The 21,336-nt window shown below is 62.8% G+C and carries 21 protein-coding genes and 1 pseudogene; 5 read left to right on the forward strand and 17 right to left on the reverse strand.

The features are described from left to right. The coding region (locus tag GGD53_RS17855) for a transposase (RefSeq protein WP_184457955.1) at window positions 1-339 on the forward strand (339 nt) is incomplete at its 5' end. Window positions 340-566: 227 nt separating this feature from the next. Here the strand turns inward: GGD53_RS17855 and GGD53_RS17860 are convergent. The 3 genes from GGD53_RS17860 to GGD53_RS17870 form a co-directional block, all read right to left on the reverse strand. After that, the gene (locus GGD53_RS17860) at window positions 567-1,097 is read right to left on the reverse strand and encodes a dihydrofolate reductase family protein (RefSeq protein WP_184457957.1); all 531 of its coding nucleotides are present in this window, start codon (window positions 1,095-1,097) and stop codon (window positions 567-569) included. A gap of 185 nt (window positions 1,098-1,282) precedes the next feature. Beyond that, window positions 1,283-2,182, reverse strand: a complete 900-nt coding sequence (locus GGD53_RS17865) for an MBL fold metallo-hydrolase (RefSeq protein ID WP_184457959.1) — start codon at window positions 2,180-2,182, stop codon at window positions 1,283-1,285. A 72-nt stretch (window positions 2,183-2,254) separates the two neighbouring features. Further along, window positions 2,255-2,887 carry a DsbA family protein gene (locus GGD53_RS17870; RefSeq protein WP_184457961.1) on the reverse strand — a complete coding sequence of 211 codons (633 nt, stop codon included), beginning with the start codon at window positions 2,885-2,887 and terminating at the stop codon, window positions 2,255-2,257. A 117-nt stretch (window positions 2,888-3,004) separates the two neighbouring features. On the opposite strand from GGD53_RS17870, the gene GGD53_RS17875 reads away from it, so the two are divergent. Next, window positions 3,005-3,910, forward strand: a complete 906-nt coding sequence (locus GGD53_RS17875; protein WP_184457963.1) for a LysR family transcriptional regulator — start codon at window positions 3,005-3,007, stop codon at window positions 3,908-3,910. A 24-nt stretch (window positions 3,911-3,934) separates the two neighbouring features. Next, window positions 3,935-4,108: pseudogene (locus GGD53_RS17880) on the forward strand (AraC family transcriptional regulator); the annotation flags it as partial. Window positions 4,109-4,135: 27 nt separating this feature from the next. Here the strand turns inward: GGD53_RS17880 and guaA are convergent. The 3 genes from guaA to GGD53_RS17895 form a co-directional block, all read right to left on the reverse strand. Next, window positions 4,136-5,698, reverse strand: a complete 1,563-nt coding sequence (guaA, locus tag GGD53_RS17885) for a glutamine-hydrolyzing GMP synthase (RefSeq protein WP_184457965.1) — start codon at window positions 5,696-5,698, stop codon at window positions 4,136-4,138. 114 nt (window positions 5,699-5,812) lie between these two features. Continuing rightward, window positions 5,813-6,451: a 5'-methylthioadenosine/S-adenosylhomocysteine nucleosidase gene (locus tag GGD53_RS17890; protein WP_184457967.1), complete on the reverse strand. Its 639-nt coding sequence runs from the start codon at window positions 6,449-6,451 to the stop codon at window positions 5,813-5,815. Then, window positions 6,448-6,897 carry a PaaI family thioesterase gene (locus GGD53_RS17895; RefSeq protein ID WP_064707699.1) on the reverse strand — a complete coding sequence of 150 codons (450 nt, stop codon included), beginning with the start codon at window positions 6,895-6,897 and terminating at the stop codon, window positions 6,448-6,450. Before GGD53_RS17895 ends, GGD53_RS17890 begins: the two co-directional genes overlap by 4 nt. 242 nt (window positions 6,898-7,139) lie before the next feature. Here GGD53_RS17895 and GGD53_RS17900 point away from each other — a divergent pair, with 242 nt between their 5' ends. Continuing rightward, window positions 7,140-8,216 carry a DUF2252 family protein gene (locus GGD53_RS17900; RefSeq protein WP_184457968.1) on the forward strand — a complete coding sequence of 359 codons (1,077 nt, stop codon included), beginning with the start codon at window positions 7,140-7,142 and terminating at the stop codon, window positions 8,214-8,216. On the opposite strand, the gene GGD53_RS17905 is transcribed toward GGD53_RS17900, so the two are convergent. From GGD53_RS17905 to GGD53_RS17945, 9 genes are all read right to left on the reverse strand, one after another. Continuing rightward, the gene (locus GGD53_RS17905; protein WP_184457970.1) at window positions 8,198-9,295 is read right to left on the reverse strand and encodes a DUF1513 domain-containing protein; all 1,098 of its coding nucleotides are present in this window, start codon (window positions 9,293-9,295) and stop codon (window positions 8,198-8,200) included. The two genes, GGD53_RS17900 and GGD53_RS17905, sit on opposite strands and share 19 nt — an antisense overlap. 4 nt (window positions 9,296-9,299) lie before the next feature. Beyond that, the gene (locus GGD53_RS17910; protein WP_184457972.1) at window positions 9,300-10,400 is read right to left on the reverse strand and encodes an imelysin family protein; all 1,101 of its coding nucleotides are present in this window, start codon (window positions 10,398-10,400) and stop codon (window positions 9,300-9,302) included. After that, on the reverse strand, window positions 10,400-12,133 hold the full coding sequence (locus GGD53_RS17915) for a di-heme oxidoredictase family protein (RefSeq protein ID WP_246717826.1): 1,734 nt from the start codon (window positions 12,131-12,133) through the stop codon (window positions 10,400-10,402). The genes GGD53_RS17910 and GGD53_RS17915 overlap by 1 nt, the downstream gene beginning before the upstream one ends. Window positions 12,134-12,180: 47 nt before the next feature. Beyond that, window positions 12,181-13,458 carry an imelysin family protein gene (locus GGD53_RS17920; RefSeq protein ID WP_184457974.1) on the reverse strand — a complete coding sequence of 426 codons (1,278 nt, stop codon included), beginning with the start codon at window positions 13,456-13,458 and terminating at the stop codon, window positions 12,181-12,183. A gap of 163 nt (window positions 13,459-13,621) precedes the next feature. Then, entirely contained in the window at window positions 13,622-14,911 is a 1,290-nt protein-coding gene (locus GGD53_RS17925; protein ID WP_184457976.1) for an RsmB/NOP family class I SAM-dependent RNA methyltransferase, read from the reverse strand. Window positions 14,912-15,061: 150 nt separating this feature from the next. Continuing rightward, window positions 15,062-15,424 carry a septal ring lytic transglycosylase RlpA family protein gene (locus GGD53_RS17930; protein WP_184457978.1) on the reverse strand — a complete coding sequence of 121 codons (363 nt, stop codon included), beginning with the start codon at window positions 15,422-15,424 and terminating at the stop codon, window positions 15,062-15,064. A 408-nt stretch (window positions 15,425-15,832) separates the two neighbouring features. Beyond that, on the reverse strand, window positions 15,833-16,702 hold the full coding sequence (locus GGD53_RS17935) for an SDR family oxidoreductase (RefSeq protein WP_184457980.1): 870 nt from the start codon (window positions 16,700-16,702) through the stop codon (window positions 15,833-15,835). After that, window positions 16,702-17,859, reverse strand: coding sequence for a tRNA epoxyqueuosine(34) reductase QueG (gene queG, locus GGD53_RS17940; protein ID WP_184457982.1), 1,158 nt, complete (start codon window positions 17,857-17,859; stop codon window positions 16,702-16,704). The genes GGD53_RS17935 and queG overlap by 1 nt, the downstream gene beginning before the upstream one ends. 12 nt (window positions 17,860-17,871) lie before the next feature. Beyond that, on the reverse strand, window positions 17,872-18,564 hold the full coding sequence (locus tag GGD53_RS17945; RefSeq protein ID WP_064707706.1) for a glutathione S-transferase family protein: 693 nt from the start codon (window positions 18,562-18,564) through the stop codon (window positions 17,872-17,874). A 258-nt stretch (window positions 18,565-18,822) separates the two neighbouring features. Between GGD53_RS17945 and GGD53_RS17950 the strand changes: the two genes are divergently transcribed. After that, entirely contained in the window at window positions 18,823-19,620 is a 798-nt protein-coding gene (locus tag GGD53_RS17950; protein WP_184457985.1) for an undecaprenyl-diphosphate phosphatase, read from the forward strand. Window positions 19,621-19,850: 230 nt separating this feature from the next. On the opposite strand, the gene GGD53_RS17955 is transcribed toward GGD53_RS17950, so the two are convergent. Together GGD53_RS17955 and GGD53_RS17960 are read right to left on the reverse strand one after the other, a co-directional pair. Then, on the reverse strand, window positions 19,851-20,003 hold the full coding sequence (locus GGD53_RS17955; RefSeq protein WP_041678526.1) for a hypothetical protein: 153 nt from the start codon (window positions 20,001-20,003) through the stop codon (window positions 19,851-19,853). A 315-nt stretch (window positions 20,004-20,318) separates the two neighbouring features. Next, window positions 20,319-21,299, reverse strand: a complete 981-nt coding sequence (locus tag GGD53_RS17960) for a complex I NDUFA9 subunit family protein (RefSeq protein WP_184457987.1) — start codon at window positions 21,297-21,299, stop codon at window positions 20,319-20,321. Window positions 21,300-21,336: the final 37 nt, after the last annotated feature.

The raw sequence follows: 21,336 nt of genomic DNA on the forward strand, positions 1-21,336 counted from the left end.
GCCGTGCTCATCGCCGAACTGCCCGAACTCGGCGCCATCGACGACAAGAAACTCGCAGCCCTCGTCGGCGTCGCCCCGGTCGCCCACGACAGCGGCACCTGGCGTGGTCAGCGCCACATCGCCGGCGGCCGCGCCACCGTCCGATGCGCCCTCTACATGGCAACGCTCTCGGCCATCCGCTGCAGCCCGGCCATCAAGGCGTTCCACAAACGGCTGCGCGATGCCGGCAAACCGCCCAAGGTCGCCCTCGTCGCCGCCATGCGGAAATTCATCATCATGATCAACACTATTCTCAAAAGACGAACCCCATGGAGCGAACCGCAACAACACGGTTGCTGAGGTGCCCCGCAGGGGCCTCGAAGGACGAGGCGGGTGCGCCGGCATCAGAGGGATGCAGGAAGCAACGTTGCTGCGTGTCCTTCGAGGCTTCGCCCTGCGGGCTACGCGCGGCATGAGGGACGTTGGAGGATGCTGCGGTTTCCGTTCCGCCTTGGCGAAGCCATCAGGAAGCAGTCAGGCTGCGCCCGCTCCATCTTCACCGGCAAGTTTACTTGCGGTTCCTGAAGTTAGGCAGGAACATAGGTCAGCTTGATCACATTCTCGTCGACCCGATCATGGCTCACTAGGCGGAGCGGCGGCCGGGGTCCGGCGAAATAGGGTTTGCCGTGGCCAAGCACGTAGGGATGCAGGTAGATGTGATACTCGTCGATCAGGCCGAGTTCGGTAAGGCTTTGCGCCAGATCCGGGCCGGCAACTTCGATCTCCCCGTCGCGCTCGGCCTTCAACGCGCGGATTGCGCCCTCGAGATCATCCCCAACAAGGCTGGCGTTGGGGCCGACCGACGTCAACGAACGCGAGACCACCCATTTCGGCTGCTTTCGCCACGCCGCTGCGAAGGCTTGTTGCTCGGTATCCCATTCAGGATGATCGTCATCCCAATAACGCATGACCTCATACATTCGGCGGCCGTAGACGCTGCCCGCCTGCCTCTGAGCCCCCTCGATGAAGTGGCGGAAGAGAGTGGGACTTGGCGCAAATTCCATATGGTCGACGTAGCCGTCCAGCGACTGGTTCATCCCGAACACGAGCTTAGCCATGCCAACTTCCCTTCTTGAACGGAGCATCCGCGTGAGTTCGGCTGCGCATCCATGGCAAGTAAACTAGATCAACTGATTTTAATTTGCAATTGGTTTTTGGCTGAGCACCAACGCCTGCCGAAAGGAGAGCGGCAGGCGTTTCTTTGAGCATCGATCCGCTTAGATCAGCGGATGCACCGACAGTCTCAGCCCCACTTCATTTCGCCTTTGGCAACCTTCGAGCCGATATCGAGTGCGACGCCCATGCCGAGGCCGGGGAAGCGAGCTTCCATCGCTGCCTTCAGCCCGGCGGCATCCGGGGCCTTGACCAGCTCTTCGTCGAAGGCGAGGAGGTAGGCCTTGGTATGGGCGAGACCGGAGAGATCGGTCGCTGCCTCGGGCGTCAGATGTCCGGGCACCACGACAGACGGCTTGCGGGCCGCGATCCTGTCGAGCGTGGCGACCCATGCGGCGCGCTGCTCCTTGGTCTGCGTGTCGGCCGTCCAGACATGGACGCCGGAGAAGATCATCACGCCGCCGAACACAGCCTGCAGCGACGGCACCCAGCGATAGCGGCGGTTGGCGAGGCCGGCTTCCGCTGCGACGATCTCCACCGTCTCACCGTCGACGGTCAGGCTCGGACCATCGAAGGCTTCGGGAAGCACGATATCGGCAAGCGTTTGCGGGCCGTTTTCCTTGAGCTGCGGCCCCCAGACCGCCAGCTTCTTCTCGACATTGCCCTTGATGGCGGCGAGCGTTTCGGATGCGGCAAGCACCTTGGTGCCCGGGAAAGCCTCGAGAACCGGCTTGAGGCTGAAATAATAATCGGGGTCCGACTGGCTGATATAGATCGCGGTGAGCGTCTTGCCGGTCGCCTTGATCGCATCGGCGAGCGCCCGGCCGTCGGGATAGGCAAAACCGCCGTCGATCAACAGCGCCTCGGACGGCCCGCTGACGAGGACGGGGGCACGGAAGAAACCGTTGGGGCCGGCTGGGAAGTGCTTCCAGGACAGCTTCGATCCGGCGGCGTGGCCGAGACCGGCGGGCGCGAAAGCGGCGGCGCCGGCGGCAAGAGTGGTCTTCATGATCTGTCTCCTCGAAAACATGTGGGACTCCAGGAAAGGTGAGGGGGAATGGCGTTGTATCGTTCGCAGTCGTGCGGCTCGCAGATGCAGCAGTCAGGCCGCCCGCACCTCAGCGGCCAGAAGCTCGAATGGGCCGAACAGGGTGTTGCCGCGCAGCAGGCGCCGCCCGGCGCCATCGTCGAGCACCAGCGCCGGCACGCCGTCGACGCCGAAGCGCCGCATGTCGGCACGGGCAGCGTCAATCCGCTTGTTGTAGATTGCGATCACGTCCTCATCCGCCGAGCGGACGCGTCGCGCTGCGTCTTCGAGGTCGGCTTCCGAAAGCAGATCGGCGACGACGGCGCGATCGGCGGTATCGCGGGCCTCTTCGTAACGGGCGCGCTGCAGGCGCTTCAAAATCTCGATTTCCCGGTCGGGCGCCGTGATACCGGTCGCGACGACGCCGAGCGTGACTGGCGCCGAATCGAACAGGGATCCGGTCGCACCCAGAATCCGGCTGCGATAGGCCTCGGTGAACGGCTGTCCGGTCAGCCGGGCGATGCGCTGATCGTTTTGCCAGGCATAGGCGGCAAAGCCCGCGTCCATCGACCGGGCCCCAGCCCCGGCGAAGAGCCCGGTGGGGGCGAGATCCACCGTCACGTCCTCGAGTGCCGCCAGGCGCTCGATGGCGGGGCTGGCGCCGTAGCACCAGCCGCAAAGAGGGTCGAAGAGATAGGTGATCCGCATGTGGCTGAGCCTCCGAACTGTCTGATCGGAGAAATAGCCTCATGCCAGTTGTAGATAAACAGAAGTCAGTCTGACATACTGTAAGCTAGAAGCTAACAATAAGGTGTTCTGGCCAGCATGGAAGCGATCAATCTCAACCGCCTCGCCTATTTCGCGGCGGTCGTCGATACCGGCTCCTTCACCAAGGCTGCGGATCGTCTCGGCATTACCAAGACCGTCGTCAGCCAGCAGGTCGCGCGGCTGGAAGCCGAACTCCAGACCAGCCTGCTGATCAGGACGACACGCCGCGTGGAGCCGACCGAGGCAGGCCGCATGCTGCATGCACGCTGCGTCATGATCTTCCGTGAGGCGGAGGACGCCGTCGACGAACTCTCCGGAGCCCGGGCCGAGCCGATGGGCGTGCTACGCATCGCCGCACCCAACGATTATGGTGCCTCGATGATCGCCCCGGTGGCGGCGGCCTTTGCCCGGCGTTTCCCCGCCTGCACCGTCGACCTCGCTCTTTCCGACGTGAAGGCCGATCTCGTCGCCGATCATATCGACCTGTCGATCCGCGTCGGATGGCTCGACGATTCCAGCCTGCAGGCGAGGCGGATCGGCACCTTCCGCCAGCGTCTCGTCGCCTCGGGAAACCAGTTCGCGACGATCGCCGTCCGCGAGCCGGAAGATCTCGCAGCCCTGCCCTTCATCGCCAATGGCGCGCTGCGCGAGCCGCTGCTCTGGCACTTCGCCAGGGGAGATTTCGACCGCCGTGTCGTCCGGATGCGTCAGGCGCTCAGCATCAACACGACGCCGGCGGTCCTGACGGCAACCCTCGCCGGCGGCGGCCTGTCCGTGCTGCCGGATTTCCAGGTCGCCGACCATCTCGAGAGCGGCCGGCTCGTCGAGGTCCTGCCCGAATGGACCCTGCCATCCGGCGGCATTCACACCGTCTATCCCGCCGCCCGCTTCCGTCCGCCAAAAGTGACGGCCTTCGTCGCCATGCTGGTCGATGAAATCCGGAATTCGGAGACGAACCGGTGAGAGGACCACCTACAGGCTCGGCAATTGCGCGCCGTCGGCAATACCGGCAGTCCGGAGCCCGCCGCGCTCTATCTCTATCGCGACTGGCTGCCGGTGAGTGGAGAGGAAGCGCGAGACTTGCCGATCAATTGCCAGCACGTCAGCTTCTTTCCGGAGATTCCGAAACATGAGGCCGTGGCGGAGCTGTTCTGCTGCTGAATAGCGGCTAGACGGCGGCTTCTGGCCTCATTCCCACTCGATCGTCCCCGGCGGCTTCGAGGTGACGTCGTAGACCACACGGTTGATGCCGCGCACCTCGTTGATGATGCGGGTGGCGGCGCGGCCGAGGAATTCCATGTCGTAGTGGTAGAAATCCGCCGTCATGCCGTCGACTGATGTGACGGCGCGCAGCGCGCACACGAATTCATAGGTGCGGCCGTCGCCCATGACGCCGACTGTCTGGACGGGCAGCAGCACGGCGAAGGCCTGCCAGATGGCGTCGTAGAGGCCGGCCTTGCGAATTTCGTCGAGATAGATCGCGTCGGCCTCGCGCAGGATCTCCAGCTTCTCGCGGGTAATGCCGCCGGGGCAGCGGATGGCCAGGCCAGGGCCAGGAAAAGGGTGTCGGCCGATAAAGCTGTCGGGCAGGCCAAGCTCGCGGCCGAGGGCGCGCACCTCGTCCTTGAAGAGTTCGCGCAGCGGCTCGACGAGCTGCATGTTCATGCGCTCCGGCAGGCCGCCGACATTGTGGTGGGACTTGATCGTCACCGACGGGCCGCCGGTGAAGGAAACGCTCTCGATAACGTCGGGATAGAGCGTGCCCTGGCCGAGGAAATCGGCGCCGCCGAGTTTCTTCGCCTCTTCCTCGAAGGTTTCGATGAAGAGCCGGCCAATGATCTTGCGCTTGGTTTCAGGGTCGCTGACGCCCTCGAGCTCGCCGATGAAACGGTCCGACGCATCGACATGCAGCAAATGCAGGTTGTAATGCTCGCGGAACATGGCGACGACATTGGCCGCCTCGTCCTTGCGCATCAGCCCGTGGTCGACGAGGATGCAGGTCAGCTGGTCGCCGACGGCCTCGTGGATCAGCAGCGCCGCGACGGAGCTGTCGACGCCGCCCGAAAGCGCGCAGATGACGCGCTTGTCGCCGACCTGCTTGCGGATATCTTCGACCGCCTTTTGGCGATAGGCCGACATCGACCAGTCGCCCTTGATGCCGGCGACATTGTGAATGAAGTTGCCGATCAGCTTGGCGCCGTCGGGCGTATGCACCACCTCGGGGTGGAACTGCACGCCGTAATATTTGCGCTTCTCGTCGGCGATGAAGGCGAAGGGCGCATTGGAAGAGGTGGCGACCACCTTGAAACCATCGGGCAGCGCCGTGACGCGGTCGCCATGGCTCATCCACACCTGATGGCGCGAGCCGGAGGACCAGAGGCCTTCGAACAGCTGGCAATCCTTGTCGACATCCAGAAAGGCGCGGCCGAATTCACGGTGATGGCCGCTTTCGACCTTGCCGCCGAGCTGCATGCACATCGTCTGCTGGCCGTAGCAGATGCCGAAGACCGGCAGGCCGCTGTCGAAGATGATCTGAGGCGCTCGCGGCGATCCCTCGTCGACCGTCGAAGCCGGGCTGCCGGACAGGATCACCGCCTTCGGCTGCAGGCGCTTGAAGCCTTCTTCGGCGGATTGGAAGGGAACGATCTCGCAATAGACGCCGGCCTCGCGCACACGCCGTGCGATGAGCTGGGTCACCTGGCTGCCGAAATCGACGATGAGAACGGAGTCGGGATGTGCTGTCTGGGTCATGGCGAGGCTTTAAAGAAAAGCGCTTCGCCTGGCAATCCGGGAAATCGGCAGCATCGGGTTTTTATTGTTCCGATTGTCCCCGCGCCTTTGCAAGACGCGCGGCGTGTTCGAGAGCTAGAACCAGAAAACCCCGTCCTCCAGCGCCGTGAACAGGCTGTCGACGCCGTAGGAGAGCTTGCGGTCGACGATGTGCAGATATTCCGTCCAGCCGGAGATATGCTGCAGTTCGACCGCACCGTCGGAAATGCCGCGCAGCCCGATCAGCGGCAGCTTGTAGCCCTGGCAGGCGCGCAGCACCGCGTAGGTCTCCATGTCGACCATGTCGGCTTCGATATCGCTATAGGCGGCACCCGAGATGACGTTGCCGCCGGTGGAAAGGCTGGCTTCGGGAATGCCGGGGATGCGCAGCGGCAGCTCGAGCGCCGCGGGCAGGTCGAGGAAGGGCGTCAGGCCCTTTTCGAAACCGAGCGGCGAGGCGTCCATGTCGCGATAGGAGACCGAGCTCACCTGATAGACTTCGGTCTGCTCCAGTTTCGCCGAACCGGCCGAGCCGAGCGAAACCACGAGATCCGGCAGGTCGTCGGCCGCATCCAGCCGTGCCAGGGTCTTGGTCAGCGCGACCGCCGCCTCGACCGGGCCGACGCCGGTCATCAAGGGTTCGATGCGCGAACGCAGGAAGGAGCCGTATTCGGCCTCCGCCGCCATGACGAAAAGCATGGATTTTCCTGCGACCGACTTCAGCTCGAACTTCATCCTGTAATTCCTTCTCTGCCGCGGATGACCATCATCGTTCCGGTCATGGAGGCGATCAGTTTCGCTGGCCCGTCGCTGATTGCGTAGCCTCGCCCGTCGGCGACGATAATGGTGGAGCCGGGTTTGGTGATTTCCCCGCGAAACAGGAAGCGCTCGCCACGCCCCGGCGACATGAGGTTGACTTTGAACTCGATCGTCAGGATCGAGGCTTCGGGGTCGATGAGGCTATAGGCCGCAAAGCCGCAGGCCGAATCCAGCGCCGCCGAAATGATGCCCGCATGCAGGATGCCGTGCTGCTGTGTCAGTTTGACGTCGAAGGGAAGCTCGATCTCGACGACGCCGTGTTCGACGCGCGTCAACTCCGCGCCGATCGTCTGCATCGCCGCCTGGCGCGCAAAATTGCGGCGGATTCGCGCGCGGAAATCGCCCCTGTCAGTCTCGCTCATGGCTACCCCTCTCGAAGCCGGGAAAGTGGCATGACGGGCCGGATTCGACAAGCTGGACGTTGCCGAAATCCTCCCGGCCGACGCCGGAAACCGCAAACCGTGTCGCCGGGGCAACCTTTCGCCGAGCCGTCGTTGCACAAGCCTGCCTGGTCAGTGCCGCCCATCCCGTGCAATGGTGATTGTAGCTTCGCGCGGGACGCGTATTCTCGCATCGAAAGTCGAAAGGATGGAGCATCAGCGGCATGACGACGATATCGCAATCGGTCTGGAATTTCGAGAACTGGCTGGCCGGCGAACTCGGCGACGATCTCGTCAAAAAGGATCTGCGGGAGAAGCATAAGAAGATGTGCAGCAACGCGTTCGTCTTCCTGCGCGCCACCTATTGGCGCTGGTGTGAAACCATCCTCGACATCTGCCAGGACCTCGCAGGCGCGCCTGAAGTGCTGGCGATCGGCGATACGCATCTGGAAAATTTCGGCACCTGGCGCGACGTCGAGGGCCGGCTCGTCTGGGGCGTCAATGATTTCGACGACGCGGCCGTCATGCCTTATGCACTCGACCTCGTCCGTCTGGCAGCAAGCGCCATCCTGGCGCGCGGCGACAACGGCCCGTCCGTTCGCATGATCGGCGAACTGATCCTCACCGGCTATCGCAGGGGCCTTGAAAATCCGCTGCCCGTCATCCTCGAGCGCGATTACAAATGGCTGCGCAAGGCATTGGTGTTGCCGAACGCCGAACGCCGTGAATTTTGGGAGAAATACGAGACGCTGTGTCCCGGCAAGAAACCGGCGCCTCCCGCCTATATCGAAGCGCTTACCGGTGCATTGCCACCCGGCTCAGGTCGCTTCGTGGCGAAGCCGCATCGCGCCGGCACCGGCAGTCTCGGCCGGCCGCGTTTCGTCGCCTATAGCGAATGGCAGGGCGGGCCGGTGCTGCGCGAGGCGAAGGCGCTGCTGCCCTCCGCATGGTCGCTTCGCCACCGACCGAAGGACGGTGCGATCGATGCAGCCAAGATTGCCGGAGGGCGGATGCGCTCGGCCGATCCGCACTACCAAGTCTCCGGCCGAATCCTCCTGCGCCGGCTCTCGCCGAACAGCCGCAAGATCGAGATCCACAAGCACCCGGAAATCCTGCTTGCGCCGACGATGCTCGAGCTGATGGGCCTTGAGATCGCCAACTGCCATTCCGACGATCCGGCGGCGGCTGCGGCAATCCTGGACGATTTGCGGGCGCGCGGGAGCGAATGGCTGCATGAGGCGGCAAGGGCTGCGACGTCGGCGATCAGTGCCGAGCAGAAGGCCTATGCGCGCGTCGGCTGAGAAATCCGAACGATATGCTGATCCCAGGCGACGTCGCTGCGGGTCGACAGGAAATCGCCGTCGTAGGAGGAGACGGCAAAGCCCTCTCTTGCCGGCGCGATGCCCGCCGCATCCGCAATTGCCGTCTCGGCCAGCACCTTGCCTGTCCTCGCGTCAATCGTCACCGAGGCGCCGCCTTTCGGCGAGGTGATGCCGACGAGGCCTTCGCTGCGATTGACGGCGATCGCCCCGACGTAATTGGCAAGCCTGCGGGTCGTCTCCTCCGGCAGCTCGACGAAGGAAAGATCCTCTCCCTTGGCGAAATGACCGACGAGCGGCGGCAGGTCCTTGCGATGGCCCTCATACTGGCAGGCGAACCAGATGCGGCCGTCGCCGTCGAGGTCGACGTGGCGGGTCGACAGTTGTGACCATTCGGCCAGCAGCACGTGTTTTTCGATCAACGCTCCCGTCGCCGCATTGATCAGCGCCAGTGACGGCTGCATCGCCCCGAGATTGAGCTTGGTGCGGCCGAAGTCCGGATGCGTCTCGATGCCGCCATTGGCAACGATGAGAAGGCGTCCGTCGTCGGACACGGTCATGTCGTGCGGGCCGATGCCGTAGGTCTCGAATTCGCCGATGCGGGTGAAGCGGTCGGTCGCGTCGTAGATGCCAATCATGCCGCGATTGCTATCGAAATCGTTCTCGCTGGCGTAGAGAATGCGGCCATCGGGCGAGAAGACGCCGTGTCCGTAGAAATGCCGGTCCTCCCGAGAGCTGACGACGATCGGCTCACCCTTGTTCTGCGGATCGAAGATCATCGCATAGGTACCGGGCCGGCGCGCAAAGGCGACGGTCTTGCCGGTGGCGGCGCTGAAGGCCATGCCGTGAGCTCGGGCGGGAAGCGCCACCTGATCGATGATTTCGCCGCGCTCCGTCACCGTCGCGATGGCAAAGGAGCCGTCGGCGGCGCGAATGCCCGAGGCATAGACGGCGTCCGAGCGCTCCAAGGCCATCAGCGACTTCGGCGCCAAGGCCGCAAGGAAGCCAATCCCTGCCGCCTTGACGAAGCTGCGTCGATCGATCGTGATGCTTCGTATCATCGCTTCAGTCTCCGTCCGAAAAGGAAAAGCCGGCCGAAAGGCCGATCGCCGAGCCATAGTCGTCGCTGATTCTGGTAATCAGTTGGCGGCTGTCGGCAAGCAGCGCGTCGAGCTTGGCCTTCTCGGCATCGCTCACGGCGACGTCGATGTCGGGATTGAGCTTCGGCACGCTGTCGAGCAGCGATTTGAAATCCGCGTCGATCGAGGCGGCGACCGACCGTTTGTCCGCCGGCAGAAGCTCGGCCATGCCGGCCTTCTGCCAGAGCGTGCGCAGGCCTTCCAGATTGGCGGCCATGGATTTCCAGGTGTTCTTCGAACGCCAGTAGATGGCCATGCGCGGGCGCGGCGCGGTGTCCTTACCCTTGTAGAACTGCTCCAGCCGCTGGTCGCGGACATTCTCCGCGCCGTGGACGAGAATGCCGAGCAGCGCGGTTACGGCTTCCTTGTTGTCCATGAAATCATTGCTCTGCGGGCCCGGATGTTTCCAACTCGCCTGCACTCCGTCGGGTTTTTCCCAGGCAGCGACGACTTCGCCGGCCTCACGCTGGATATTGCCGGCGACCGCCTGGCCGTAAAGGCAGCGGAAACCGCCCTTCTGCTTGATGAGATCGTCGGAGCCGTTGCCGTAGAGCACATATTCCAGCGCTGTCAGGCCCTGCAGCGCCACACTCTTGCCAGCGATCGCATCGACGGTCGCATCCTTCGGATCGGCCTTGGCGATCAGCGCTTGCACCTGCTTCAGGCCGACACCCTTGCGGTCGGGGTAAAACAGGACGTGCTCGAAGAGATTGTCCTGGATGACGGGCCCGGTCTGGACGATCTCGATGATCGACCAGTAGCGGATCGTGTCGTCGAAGGCGGATTTCGCTTTTTCGAGCGTCTGTTGCGTGCCGCCATCGCAGAGATCCTTCATCGCCGTCGTCAGCCGCGCGGCCGATTGCTGCATGTTGCGATAGCCGGGGCGGATCACCTCGTCGACGGCGCGCTGCATGACGGCGGGAACGGCATCCTCGTTCAGCCCTGCCGGAGGCGCGGCGGTCTGGGCGGCGGCCGATGTGGCCAGGCCGATCAGAGTGAGGCAGAGCAGGGGGTGCCAAAGGCGCATCAAAGTGACTCCAGGAATGTAATCAGGGCCGCCCGGTCGTCTTTAGACAGGGAGGAGAAAGCGTTGCGGGCTTTTTCAGCTTCGCCGCCATGCCAGAGAATCGCCTCGGTGACATCCCGCGCACGGCCGTCATGCAGGAAAAAGCTGTGTCCGCTGACAGTCCGGGTCAGTCCTATACCCCATAGCGGCGGTGTGCGCCATTCACGTCCGCTTGCAAGCCCGACCTGTTGCCCGTCGGCAAGGCCATCGCCCATGTCGTGCAGGAGAAAATCGGAATAGGGCCAGATCAGCTGGAAGGATTGCGCCTTGTTGGCCGTATCTCGGCGGGTGACGAATTTCGGCATATGGCAGGAAATGCAGCCGGTTTCGTAGAAAATCCGCTTGCCCCGCAGCGTCTCGGGAAAGCTCGCCTTGCGCCGCGCCGGCACGGCGAGGTTTTCCGAATAGAAACTCACGAGATCGAGAATGGGACCCGGTGCTTCTTCTGCACCCAGCCGTTTCTGCACCCCGGTCGGGATCTCAAGGCACTTCTCTTCCGCGCTGGTGCAATCGCCCTGTGCTTCCGGCTGATCGGGCGTCGAGATGCCGATATCGTTGGCAAAAGCATCGGCGCTCTGGTCGCGAACTGTCGCGTTCTGCGCTTTCCAGCCGAACCGGCCGAGCGCGATCTCGCCGCTGCGGTGGTCGCGCACGATCGCCGCTCTGCCCGAAATGCCGTCACCGTCTGCGTCATCGGGGTCGGCATGGGCAAGAATATCGGCTTCCGGAATGGCTTCGATTAATCCAAGGCCGATCATCGCCGGCGCCATGCGCGCCGAAATGGTCGTCGCTGCGTCGAGCGGCCCGTAGGCAAGGCTGGTCGCCGCATAACCCGGCCGGCGCAACCACACGACCTCGCCATCGCCAAGCGTCACCTTTTCCTCGTGATAGCTGATCGCAATCCTGCCTTCGGCGGCAAGTCCGGGGACGGCAAGGTCCTGCAATTGATGGCCATAGACCGGATCGGGGAAGTTGACGATATCGGCATTCGCGATCGCCTTCTCCTCCTCCGGCGTCTTGGCCGCGCGCGCCAGCCGCAGGAACATCGAGGTGGCGCTCGGGCCGCCCTCCGGCGGTTTGCCGCGGCCGTCATTGACATGGCAGCTCATGCAGGAGCGGGCGTTGAAGAGCGGTCCGAGGCCATCGGAGGCCTGTGTCGAAGAGGGAGCGGAAACCCAGAGCTTGCGGAAGAGCGCATTGCCGAGCTTGAAATTCTGCTCTTCCTCGAAGGGGATGTTGGCGGAAATATGCGAGAAGCTGTCCTCGGTGACAGGGTCGATCGAGGTCGTAGCCCCTGCCTGCATCGCTTCGTATTGCTCAGCCTTGGAAAAATCCTGGGTCGGCCGCGTGACGTCGGCAACGCGTGCGAGATCGGCCTCGGAAAGGTCCGTTCGTCTGGTCGGCAGGTCGAAACCGGCGGCAAGAGCGACAGGCGCTCCTGCAAGGATGGCGAAGACGGCGATGCGAATGGATAGGCGGAAATTCGAGAAGAGGCAATTTCGGGCGGCAGACTCGCCGGTGCTGGCGCTCGTTTCCCGCTCTACTCCCTCATTCCTGTGCTCGTCACAGGAATCCAGCGCGCCCAAGTCCTTGGGCGCAGAAGACTCCCCTTCGGCCAAGCCATTCACGGCGCGGACGCGCCGTGGCTGGATTCCTGTGGCGAGCACAGGAATGAGGGAGGTGATAGATGGCATTTCAGAGTCCGGGCCGCTCCAGCTTTCGAAGCGGCCCGCCTTTTTGCTTATTTGAAGACGGCGTTAGGATTATCCAAGCTATCGGAACCTTCAAGCTGAACCGCGCCGAGATCGAGTGCGGCAATAACGCGCTGGATCGACTTCGTCTGGTCGATCAGACCGTCGATGGCGGCCTGAACGACGGCGTTGCCTTCCTTGTTGCCCTCGGCGATCATCTGGTCGTACTTCTCGACCGTCTCGCCACGCTTGGCCATGGCGTTCATGGCATCGAGCGTCTTGTTGAGCTTGCCGTCCATCTCGGCATCGAGCGCCTTGTCCTTGGCGGCGACGAGGTCGTGCAGCGACGGACCGCTGAGTTTGGTGCCGTCGACGCGGGTATAGTTGCCGGTATAGGCGGCGGCGATGCCGACCGCGTCGTTGAGATGCGAGTTGTAGGTATTGTCGGAGAAGCAGTCATGCTCTTCCTCGGGATCGTGCAGCAACAGGCCGAGCTTCATGCGCTCGCCGGCAAGTTCGCCATAGGAGAGCGAGCCCATGCCGGTCAGGATGGTGACCAGGCCCGCCTTCGGATCGGCCTCGACGTTCTTCGTCGCAGCCCCGTCGGGCTTCCAGTTGTCGGTCATTTCCTGCAGGTCGGAAACAAGCAGGGTGGATGCGGATTTCAGATATTCGGCGCGGCGGTCGCAATTGCCATGCGTGCAGTTCTTGAGGTCGTAATCCGTTGCCGGGCGGTTGCCGGCGCCGGGGCCGGTGCCGTTCAGATCCTGGCCCCAGAGCAGGAATTCGATGGCATGGTAACCGGTTGCGACATTGGCTTCGATGCCGCCGGCTTCGGCGAGCGTGCCGGAGAGGAAATCAGGCGTCAGCTTCGAGGCGTCGACATCCTTGCCGTCGATCTTGATCGTCTTGTTGGCGATGACATTCGCCACATAGAGCGAGTTTTCGTCGCTCTCACTGCCGTAGGAGGCGTCGACATAGTCGATCAGGCCTTCATCGAGAGGCCACGCATTGACCTTGCCTTCCCAGTCGTCGACAACAGGATTGCCGAAACGATAGACTTCCGTCTGCTGGTAGGGGACGCGCGCCTTGATCCAGGCATCCCTCGCGGCCTTCAGCGTCTCATCGGTCGGCGCTTTCAGGAAGGCGTCGATGGCGGCGTCGAGCGCCTTGGCCGTCGTCAGCGAGTCCTCGTATTTGGCATGCGCCACCTCGGCATAATGTTTCACCACGGCGCTAGCATCGGTCTCGGCCTGCGCGGGAAGGGCGAGCAGGGCGGCGGGGGCAATCGCCAGCACGGCTGCGCGGAATTTGCGGTTGAGCTTCATAATCCTCTCCTGTGACGGATATTCCGTCGGGCTCCGTCTCTTCGCGCAAAAGTAAACTGGTGTCAAACGCTCTAGTTTGGAATGATTTTAAGAATGGGACAGGGCAGCAGAACTGCTTTTTTCAAGTGCATTCGCCTGGAAAATCAGCGGCAACCGCGCCGGGTCAGGCTTTCCGCTGCATGCGGCAGAAGAAGAAGCCGTCCGTATCGGTGGAGGCTGGCGTCAGCGTCACGGTGAGGCCATCGGAGGAATGCGGACGCGGCGCGTCCTTACCGAAGAGCACGTCCCAGGCGGGCAGGGCGCTGACGATCTGAAAATCAGGATTCCCGGCCGTAAAGCGGCGCACCTGTTCCTCGTTTTCCTGAGGTAGCACAGAGCAGGTGACGTAGATCAGTTCGCCGCCTGGTTTGACGAAGCCGCTTGCCTGCGCCAGCGCGTCCTGTTGCTGGGTGGTGCGTTCATCGAGGTTCTTCGCCGTCAGCCGCCATTTCGTGTCGGGGCGGCGGCGCCATGTGCCGGTGCCGGTGCAGGGCGCGTCCACCAGCACCTTGTCACAGCGCCCGGCAAGACCCGAGAGCCCTCTGGCGTCGTCATGCACCTGAACATTGCGCGTGCCCGCCCGCTTCAGCCGCTCGATGATCGGCGCCAGCCGTTTGCGGTCGGCGTCATAGGCGTGAACCTGGCCTTTGTTCTGCATGGCGGCCGCCATGGCGAGCGTCTTGCCGCCGCCGCCGGCGCAATAATCGAGGATCTGTTCGCCCTCCCGCGCGAGCATCAGATCGGCGACGATCTGCGAACCCTCGTCCTGAACTTCGAACCAGCCTTTCTGGAACGAAAGCTCGGCTGTCACGTTGGGAAGACGCGAGGCGCCTTCGCCGGCGGCAATCCGGATGCCGTAGCGGGCGATCTTCGCGGCGTGCGCGCCGGCTCTTTCGAGCGCCTTGACCGCCTTGTCGCGCGAAGCCTTCAGAATGTTGGCGCGCAGATCGAGCGTCGGGCGGGCCGCAAGCGCCTGTGCTTCGGCGAGCCAGCCGGCGCCGAAAGCCTGTTCGAAGGAGGATTGCACCCATTCGGGAATATCGCCGCGGATATGCGGCGGCGCGTCGTCGAGCGAGCGGCTTGCAAAGGCGGCGGCAGCTTCCGGTGAAAGTGGCGCCGGCGCGAACTTGTCGTCGGCGAGTTCGGCGGCGAGGCTGTCAGGTGTAAAACCCCACTGGCGGAACATGACGGCATGGGCAATGGCCGGGGCACTGTCGTCATCCATGAGCCAGGCATGGGAAAGCCGCATGCGCAAAGCGTCGTAGACGATGTTGCCGATCGCGGCACGATCGCCGGAACCGGCGAAGCGGTGCGCGAGGCCCCAATCCTTCAGCGCGTCGGCGACGGGCCGCTTGCGGGCATCGATGTCCGCGAGCACAGAAATCGCCCCTTCGAGGCGGCCGCCCAGACGCATTCACAAGTCTCCTGTTGCCATGCCTGCGAAGGATCCTGTCAGCCGCGACAGTCGCGGGGTGGATTGTTCACAAGTCCCAACCGCGTGGTAACCGCGATTGGCGGCAAGAGCAAGCGCCGCTGACGGCGCGGGCGGTTGCAAGCTCCGGGCTTAGCTGATCACCTGGTAGCAGACCTTCGCCGTGCCGGAGCTCACCATGCCGATATTCTGTGCGGCGGCGCGCGACAGATCGAGCACACGGCCGCGGATGAACGGGCCGCGATCATTGATGCGGACGACGACGGTGCGGCCATTGTTGCGGTTGGTGACCTTGACCTTGGTGCCGAATGCGAGCGAACGATGCGCGGCAGTCAAGACGGCGGGGTTCATACGTTCTCCGGAAGCAGTTTTGGAGTGAAGAGCGTACCACGAAGCACCGCCACAGCCATTTGCAGCAAAGCCTTCCGCCGGAAGCAGGGAAGAGCAGGCTGCAATAGTTGCGGCAGCGATAATAGAACGGCTGATTTTCTTCAAAACGGAGTATCCCTCAACTATTGAACTCGACGCCCTTGCAGGCGGCGGGGCTTAAATCCGTCGAAAAATGGCAGAAAAGTGCCGCATGCGATCACGGAATATTACAGTCTGTAATATTTCTCAGGCCCTTGATAAAATATGAGAATTTGCCGCGAATGGCAGGATGAGGAAAAAACGCAATGAAATCAGCTAAAATTCAAATGATTTTTCCGAGGAGGCCTTAAACTTCGCGGCCCTCACAAAAATCACGGAATATTTTTTCTGACTTCGCCATATTTCCCGCCACATTTGCGCAAATTCAAAGGCTGTTAACCATGATATGCGGCGAGAATTGTTCTGCCAACTGTGAAAAGTAGGAATTTCCTACTCAATTTGGGTGATAATCCTGGTCACCTCAAGCGGCCGGGTTTACCCACGCCAGCGGCCATCCCGCCACAATTGTGCAAGCGACATTGGGTAGTCGGGGAACGAAAACTCGAAACCGGCCGCCTTCAGCTTTGCATTGGAAACCCGCTTGTTCTCGCCGTAGAAAGAACGCGCCATCGGCGTCAGCTCGGCGGTTTCGAAAGCCTGTTCCGGCGGCGGTTCGACGCCCATCAGCCGTGCCGCCTCGACGATCACGTCCTGCGGCGGCCCGGGCCGGTCATCGGTGACATTATAGATGCCGCCGAGGCCGCGCTCCGACAGGAAGCGCGCCGCCGCGCCGATATCCTCGACGCGGATGCGGTTGAAGACCTGGTCCTTCTTGATCAGCCGCCGCGCCGTGCCCTTTTCGAGATTGCAGAAGGCGTTCCGCCCCGGCCCGTAGATGCCGGAAAGACGCAGCACCGCCGCAGGCACGCCACGCTCGCGGCCCATTGCCATCCAGCCCTCTTCGGCCTCGAGCCGCTCCTTCGAGCGTCCGGAGACAGGCACGCAGGGTGTCTCCTCGTCGATCCATGCGCCTTTGTGATCGCCATAGACGCCGACGGTGGAGAGATAGCCGATCCATTCGAGCCTCGGCAGCAGGCTCGCGCCCTCTTTATCGAGCAGCCGCAGCAACGGATCAGCCTTTCCAGGCGCGATCGACTGCACGAGATTGGTGACATCAGCCAAGGCCCGGACGAGATCCTCTTCCATAGTCTCGCCATCGAACAGGAATGCCTCGATGCCGGCGCGGCGGAGCGCTTCCATCTTCTCCGTCGAACGGGTCGTTCCGGACACCCGCACGCCGTCGCCGGCGAACGCCTTGGCGATTGCCGTGCCGGAATAACCGCAGCCAAAGATCATCACATGCATCAGCCCACTCCTGCCAGCCACCATTCGTTCAAGACCTCGTCGTCGCTCTCGCCAGCCCTTTGTGCGGCAAAGGCCGAGAATTCGCCAGCCTCCATCAGCTTGGAAAGCGCCCAGACCGCCATCCCCCGCACCACCGGCGAGGCGTCGTCGGCGAGCAGGCGGCATTGCGGGATGAGCGCCGTCTCGCCGGAATTGCCGGCAGCGATCAGCACGTTGCGGATGAAACGGTCGCGGCCGATCCGCTTGACCGGCGAGCCGCTGAAAAAGGCGCGGAAGGCGGCGTCGTCGAGCGTCAGCAGAAAGGCGATCGACGGCTCCTTCAGCTCTTCGCGCGCCTGCAGCTTCATTTCGGATGCGGAGCTTGCGAACTTGTTCCAGGGACAGGCGGCGAGACAGTCGTCGCAGCCGTAAATGCGGTTGCCGATCAGCACCCGCAGGTCGGGGTCGATCGGCCCCTTGTGTTCGATGGTGAGATAGGAGATGCAGCGCCGCGCGTCGATCTGGTAAGGCGCCGGGAAGGCGGCCGTCGGGCAAATATCGAGACAGGCGCGGCAAGAGCCGCAATGATCGGTCTCCGGCGCATCGACGGCAAGATCGGCGGTGGTGAACATCGTGCCTAGAAACAGCCACGAACCATGCGTGCGGCTGACGAGATTGGTGTGTTTGCCCTGCCAGCCGAGGCCGGCCGCCGCCGCTAGCGGCTTTTCCATGACCGGTGCGGTATCGACGAACACCTTCACATCGGCGCCGGCCCGCGCCGCAAAACGCGTGGCGATCTCCTTCAGCCGACCCTTGATGAGGTCGTGATAATCGCGGTTGCGGGCATAGACGGAGATCGCCGCCTTGTCGGGCTTGTCGAGGATGCCGCGCGGATCTTCTTCCGGGGCGTAGTTGAGGCCGAAAACGACGACGGATCGCACCTCGCTCCAGAGGGTCAGCGGATCGCCGCGCCGCGCGCGCGTCTCCGCCATCCACTCCATCGTCCCGTGCCGCCCGGCATCGATGAACTCACCGAGACGCTGTTTGGCTTCGGGGATCGCGTCAGGGCGCGTGATGCGGCAGAGATCGAAGCCCTTGGCGGCAGATTCCGCCCTGACAAAGTCGGTCAAATTGTCGCGGCGCCGCCGCTCTTTATCGTCTCTATAAGCTTCGGGCATGAAGAGCCCTCGTCAGAAATCCAGATCGGCATAGTGTGAAACGGGGGTCAGGCCGCGCACGCGCTCGGTCAGCATCGGCCGGAAAGAGGGGCGTGATTTCAGCCGCTGATACCACTCCTTGACGACAGGGGCTTCGGCCCACTCGATCTCGCCGAGATAATCGAGGATCGACACCGAGGCGGCGGCGGCAAGATCCGCATAGCTCATTCGCTCCCCCGCCAGCCATTGGCGCGAGCCGGCAAGCCAGGTGAGATAACGCATATGCTGGCGGATATTCGCGCGGGCCGTGCGCAAAATCTTCGAATCCGGCGCTCCGCCACCCTGATCGGCGGTCATCTGCAACTTGTAGACACGCTCACGTGCGAGCGGCTTCGTCACGTCGTTTTCCATCTTCTGCATGAACCATTCGGTCAGCCGGCGGATTTCCGCCCGCTGAAACGGATCCTCGGCGAGCAGCCGCCGGTCGCGCTTCAACACCCCGTGCGTCTCGTCGAGATATTCGGAAATGACGCTCGCGCCACAGAGCGCACGCATGCTGTCGTCGACATAGACCGGCAGTGTACCGGCCGGATTGAGCGCCAGGAAATCGCGGCGCTTCTCCCATGTCTGCTCTTCGATCAGATCCGCCTGATAGCCGTATTCCGCCAGGATCAGCCGGACGAAGCGAGATGCGGATGACATGGGATGATGATAAAGCGTGGGCATCGATACTCGGGCTTTATGATTGCTGTTACAGGACTGTGTGGCAGCTCGTTTATAGCGCCTTAGTCATGACTCATTGGTTGAAGCTATAGGAGTTTGGCCCGGCCAATACAAGCGAATCGGCTTTCACGCCATGTGACAAGGGACAAAACACACGTCTTGCGTATGAGGATAATGGCTGCCTGATCGGCTCAGACGCAGCTCTGAGGATTTCCTGCTGGAAATGCTCAGTCCGAACGACCTTTAAACCGGAGATAATTTATGGACTATATCAATGCCGCCATTCTCGGTGTCATCGAGGGGATTACCGAGTTTCTGCCGATCTCGAGCACCGGCCATCTCATCATTGCGGAGCAATGGCTCGGCCACCGGTCGGACATGTTCAATATCGTCATTCAGGCGGGCGCCATCCTTGCCGTCACCATCATCTACTGGCGCCGCCTGCTGGATCTGGTGCTCGGCTGGCGCGAGCCTGAGAATCGGGACTATGCCGCCAAGCTGATCGTCGCATTTCTCATCACGGCGATCCTGGGGCTCGTTGTCAAGAAGCTCGGCTTTGAACTTCCCGAGACCGCGACGCCGATCGCCTGGGCGCTCATCATCGGCGGCATCTGGATGATCTTTGCCGAATGGGCCGCCGCGCGCCGGCCGCCGCATAAGCAGATCACCTGGCTTGTCGCCATCCTGGTCGGCATCGCCCAGATCGTTGCCGGGGTGTTTCCGGGCACGTCACGCTCCGGCGCCACGATTTTCATCGCCATGCTGGCCGGCACCGGCAACCGCGCCGCGGCGACCGAATTTGCCTTTCTCGTCGGCATTCCCACAATGTATGCCGCAAGCGGCTATGAACTGCTGAAGACCTTCAAGGATGGCGGTGCGGCAGGTGAAGACTGGACGGCGCTCGCCATCGCTTTCGTGGTCTCCACGATCATCGCTTTCATCGCCGTCAAATGGCTGCTCGCCTATATCAGGAGCAACCGCTTCACGCTGTTTGCCATCTACCGCATCATTCTCGGTGTCCTGCTGCTCGGCATGGCCACGACCGGCTTGATCGCCTGAGGCACCTGCAACTGTATTCGCGCTACTCCCGGCGCGAATGCATTGCCCTGTCAGTTGGCGCACGAATACCGCTTGCCGGCAAGCGTCGAGTTTTCAGATCTATTTTGAGAGGAAAGAGGCTCGTCGCCGCTTTTGAAGCAGGCAATACCGAGCCTTCACTGCGGAACGCCTTGTTCGGCGTTCCCGGCTGCTTGTCTTGTGGATGCCGGCGCAAGGTGCCGGCCTTTTCGTCAGTGGCTGATCGAAGCCGTCGAGCAAGGATCGACGCCGTAGGCCGGCGAGCAGTCGCCCTTGACCGCCGCGACCGAACCGGGCGCAACGAAGGAGCCTGCCATGATAATCAGCGCCGCACACGCAAAAAGGAGCGCGATTGACTTGCCCATCGAGAAATGCCTTTCACAGTGATTGCCGCACGCCTTCGCAGACATTGAGTCCGTTGGAAGACGCGGGGTTTGGTAGTCAGTGGAATGACAAATAGCAATAAACGTTCCTGCTAAATTTGGTGTTAATTCCACAAAATTTCCGCTGCGCCTTTTATGCAACGCTGCTCGATATGGCCGGCAGGAAAATAGGCCGAGCTGCGCCGGCATGGCGGCGCCGCACGCCGTTCAGGATGCGCAAAGGACGCCGTACTGCGGCAAAGCAAAACGCCGCCCGCGGGATCGGCGGACGGCGCTAGCGTTCCTCGGGAAAGATGGTCAGGCAGCCTTGCCGGAGCCGGTGTACTGGCCGTGCGGCCGGTACTGCACGAGGTAGGAGCCGAGCACCGATGCCGGCATGGTCGGCGTAATGCCGAGGCCCTTCAATGTGCGGCCTTCCGCCTCGGCTTCTGCGGATACAACGTTGTCGCGCTTGAGCAGGCGCACTTGGTCCGGCGTGATCGGCGGCGTCACGAAAGGGATCAGCGAGGCGATGCTGCCGATCAGCGAAGCCAGGCCGAAGGGCAGGGACACCAGCGGGTTCTTACGGCTCGTCACCTTCAGCATCATCTCGAGACATTCGCGGAAGCTCAGCACCTCGGGTCCGCCGAGCTCATAGATTTTGCCGCCGGCAACCTTGCCGTCGACGGCACGGGCGACCGCCTCGGCGACGTCCTCGACATAAACGGGCTGGAATTTCGTCTTGCCGCCGCCGACCAGCGGCAGGACAGGCGACATGCGGGCCATGTCGGCAAACTTGTTGAAAAAGCTGTCCTCCGGTCCGAAGACGATCGACGGACGGAAGATCACCGCATCGGGCTTGATGGAGAGAATGGCCGCTTCCGCGCGGCCTTTGGTGCGGCCGTAGTCGGAGTCGGAATTCGCGTTGGCGCCGATCGCCGAAATATGGGTAAGGCCGGCACCGACATTGCGTGCCCCCTCGGCAACCGCGCGGGCGCCGAATTCCTGTACGGCGTCGAAGGTGTTGCGGCCGGTCTCGTGCAGAATGCCGACACAGTTAACGACATGGCTCGCACCTTCGACGGCGCGGTCGATCGAGTTGCGATAGCGCAGGTTCGCCTGCACGAAGGAGATCTGGCCGACATTACCGAGCGGCTGCAGGAAGCCGGCGAGATCGGGGCGGCGCACGGCGACGCGAATGCGGTAGCCGCGCTTGGCAAGCGCGCGAACCACGTGCCTGCCCACGAAGCCGGACCCTCCGAACACGGTGACGAGCGGCGGCAGGTTGGCAAGGGTCATGGCAGGCTCCTCGAAAGGCTTTGGGGGATGCTGTATC

The sequence above is a fragment of the Rhizobium aethiopicum genome (genome assembly GCF_014197535.1).
Classification (GTDB): domain Bacteria; phylum Pseudomonadota; class Alphaproteobacteria; order Rhizobiales; family Rhizobiaceae; genus Rhizobium; species Rhizobium aethiopicum_A.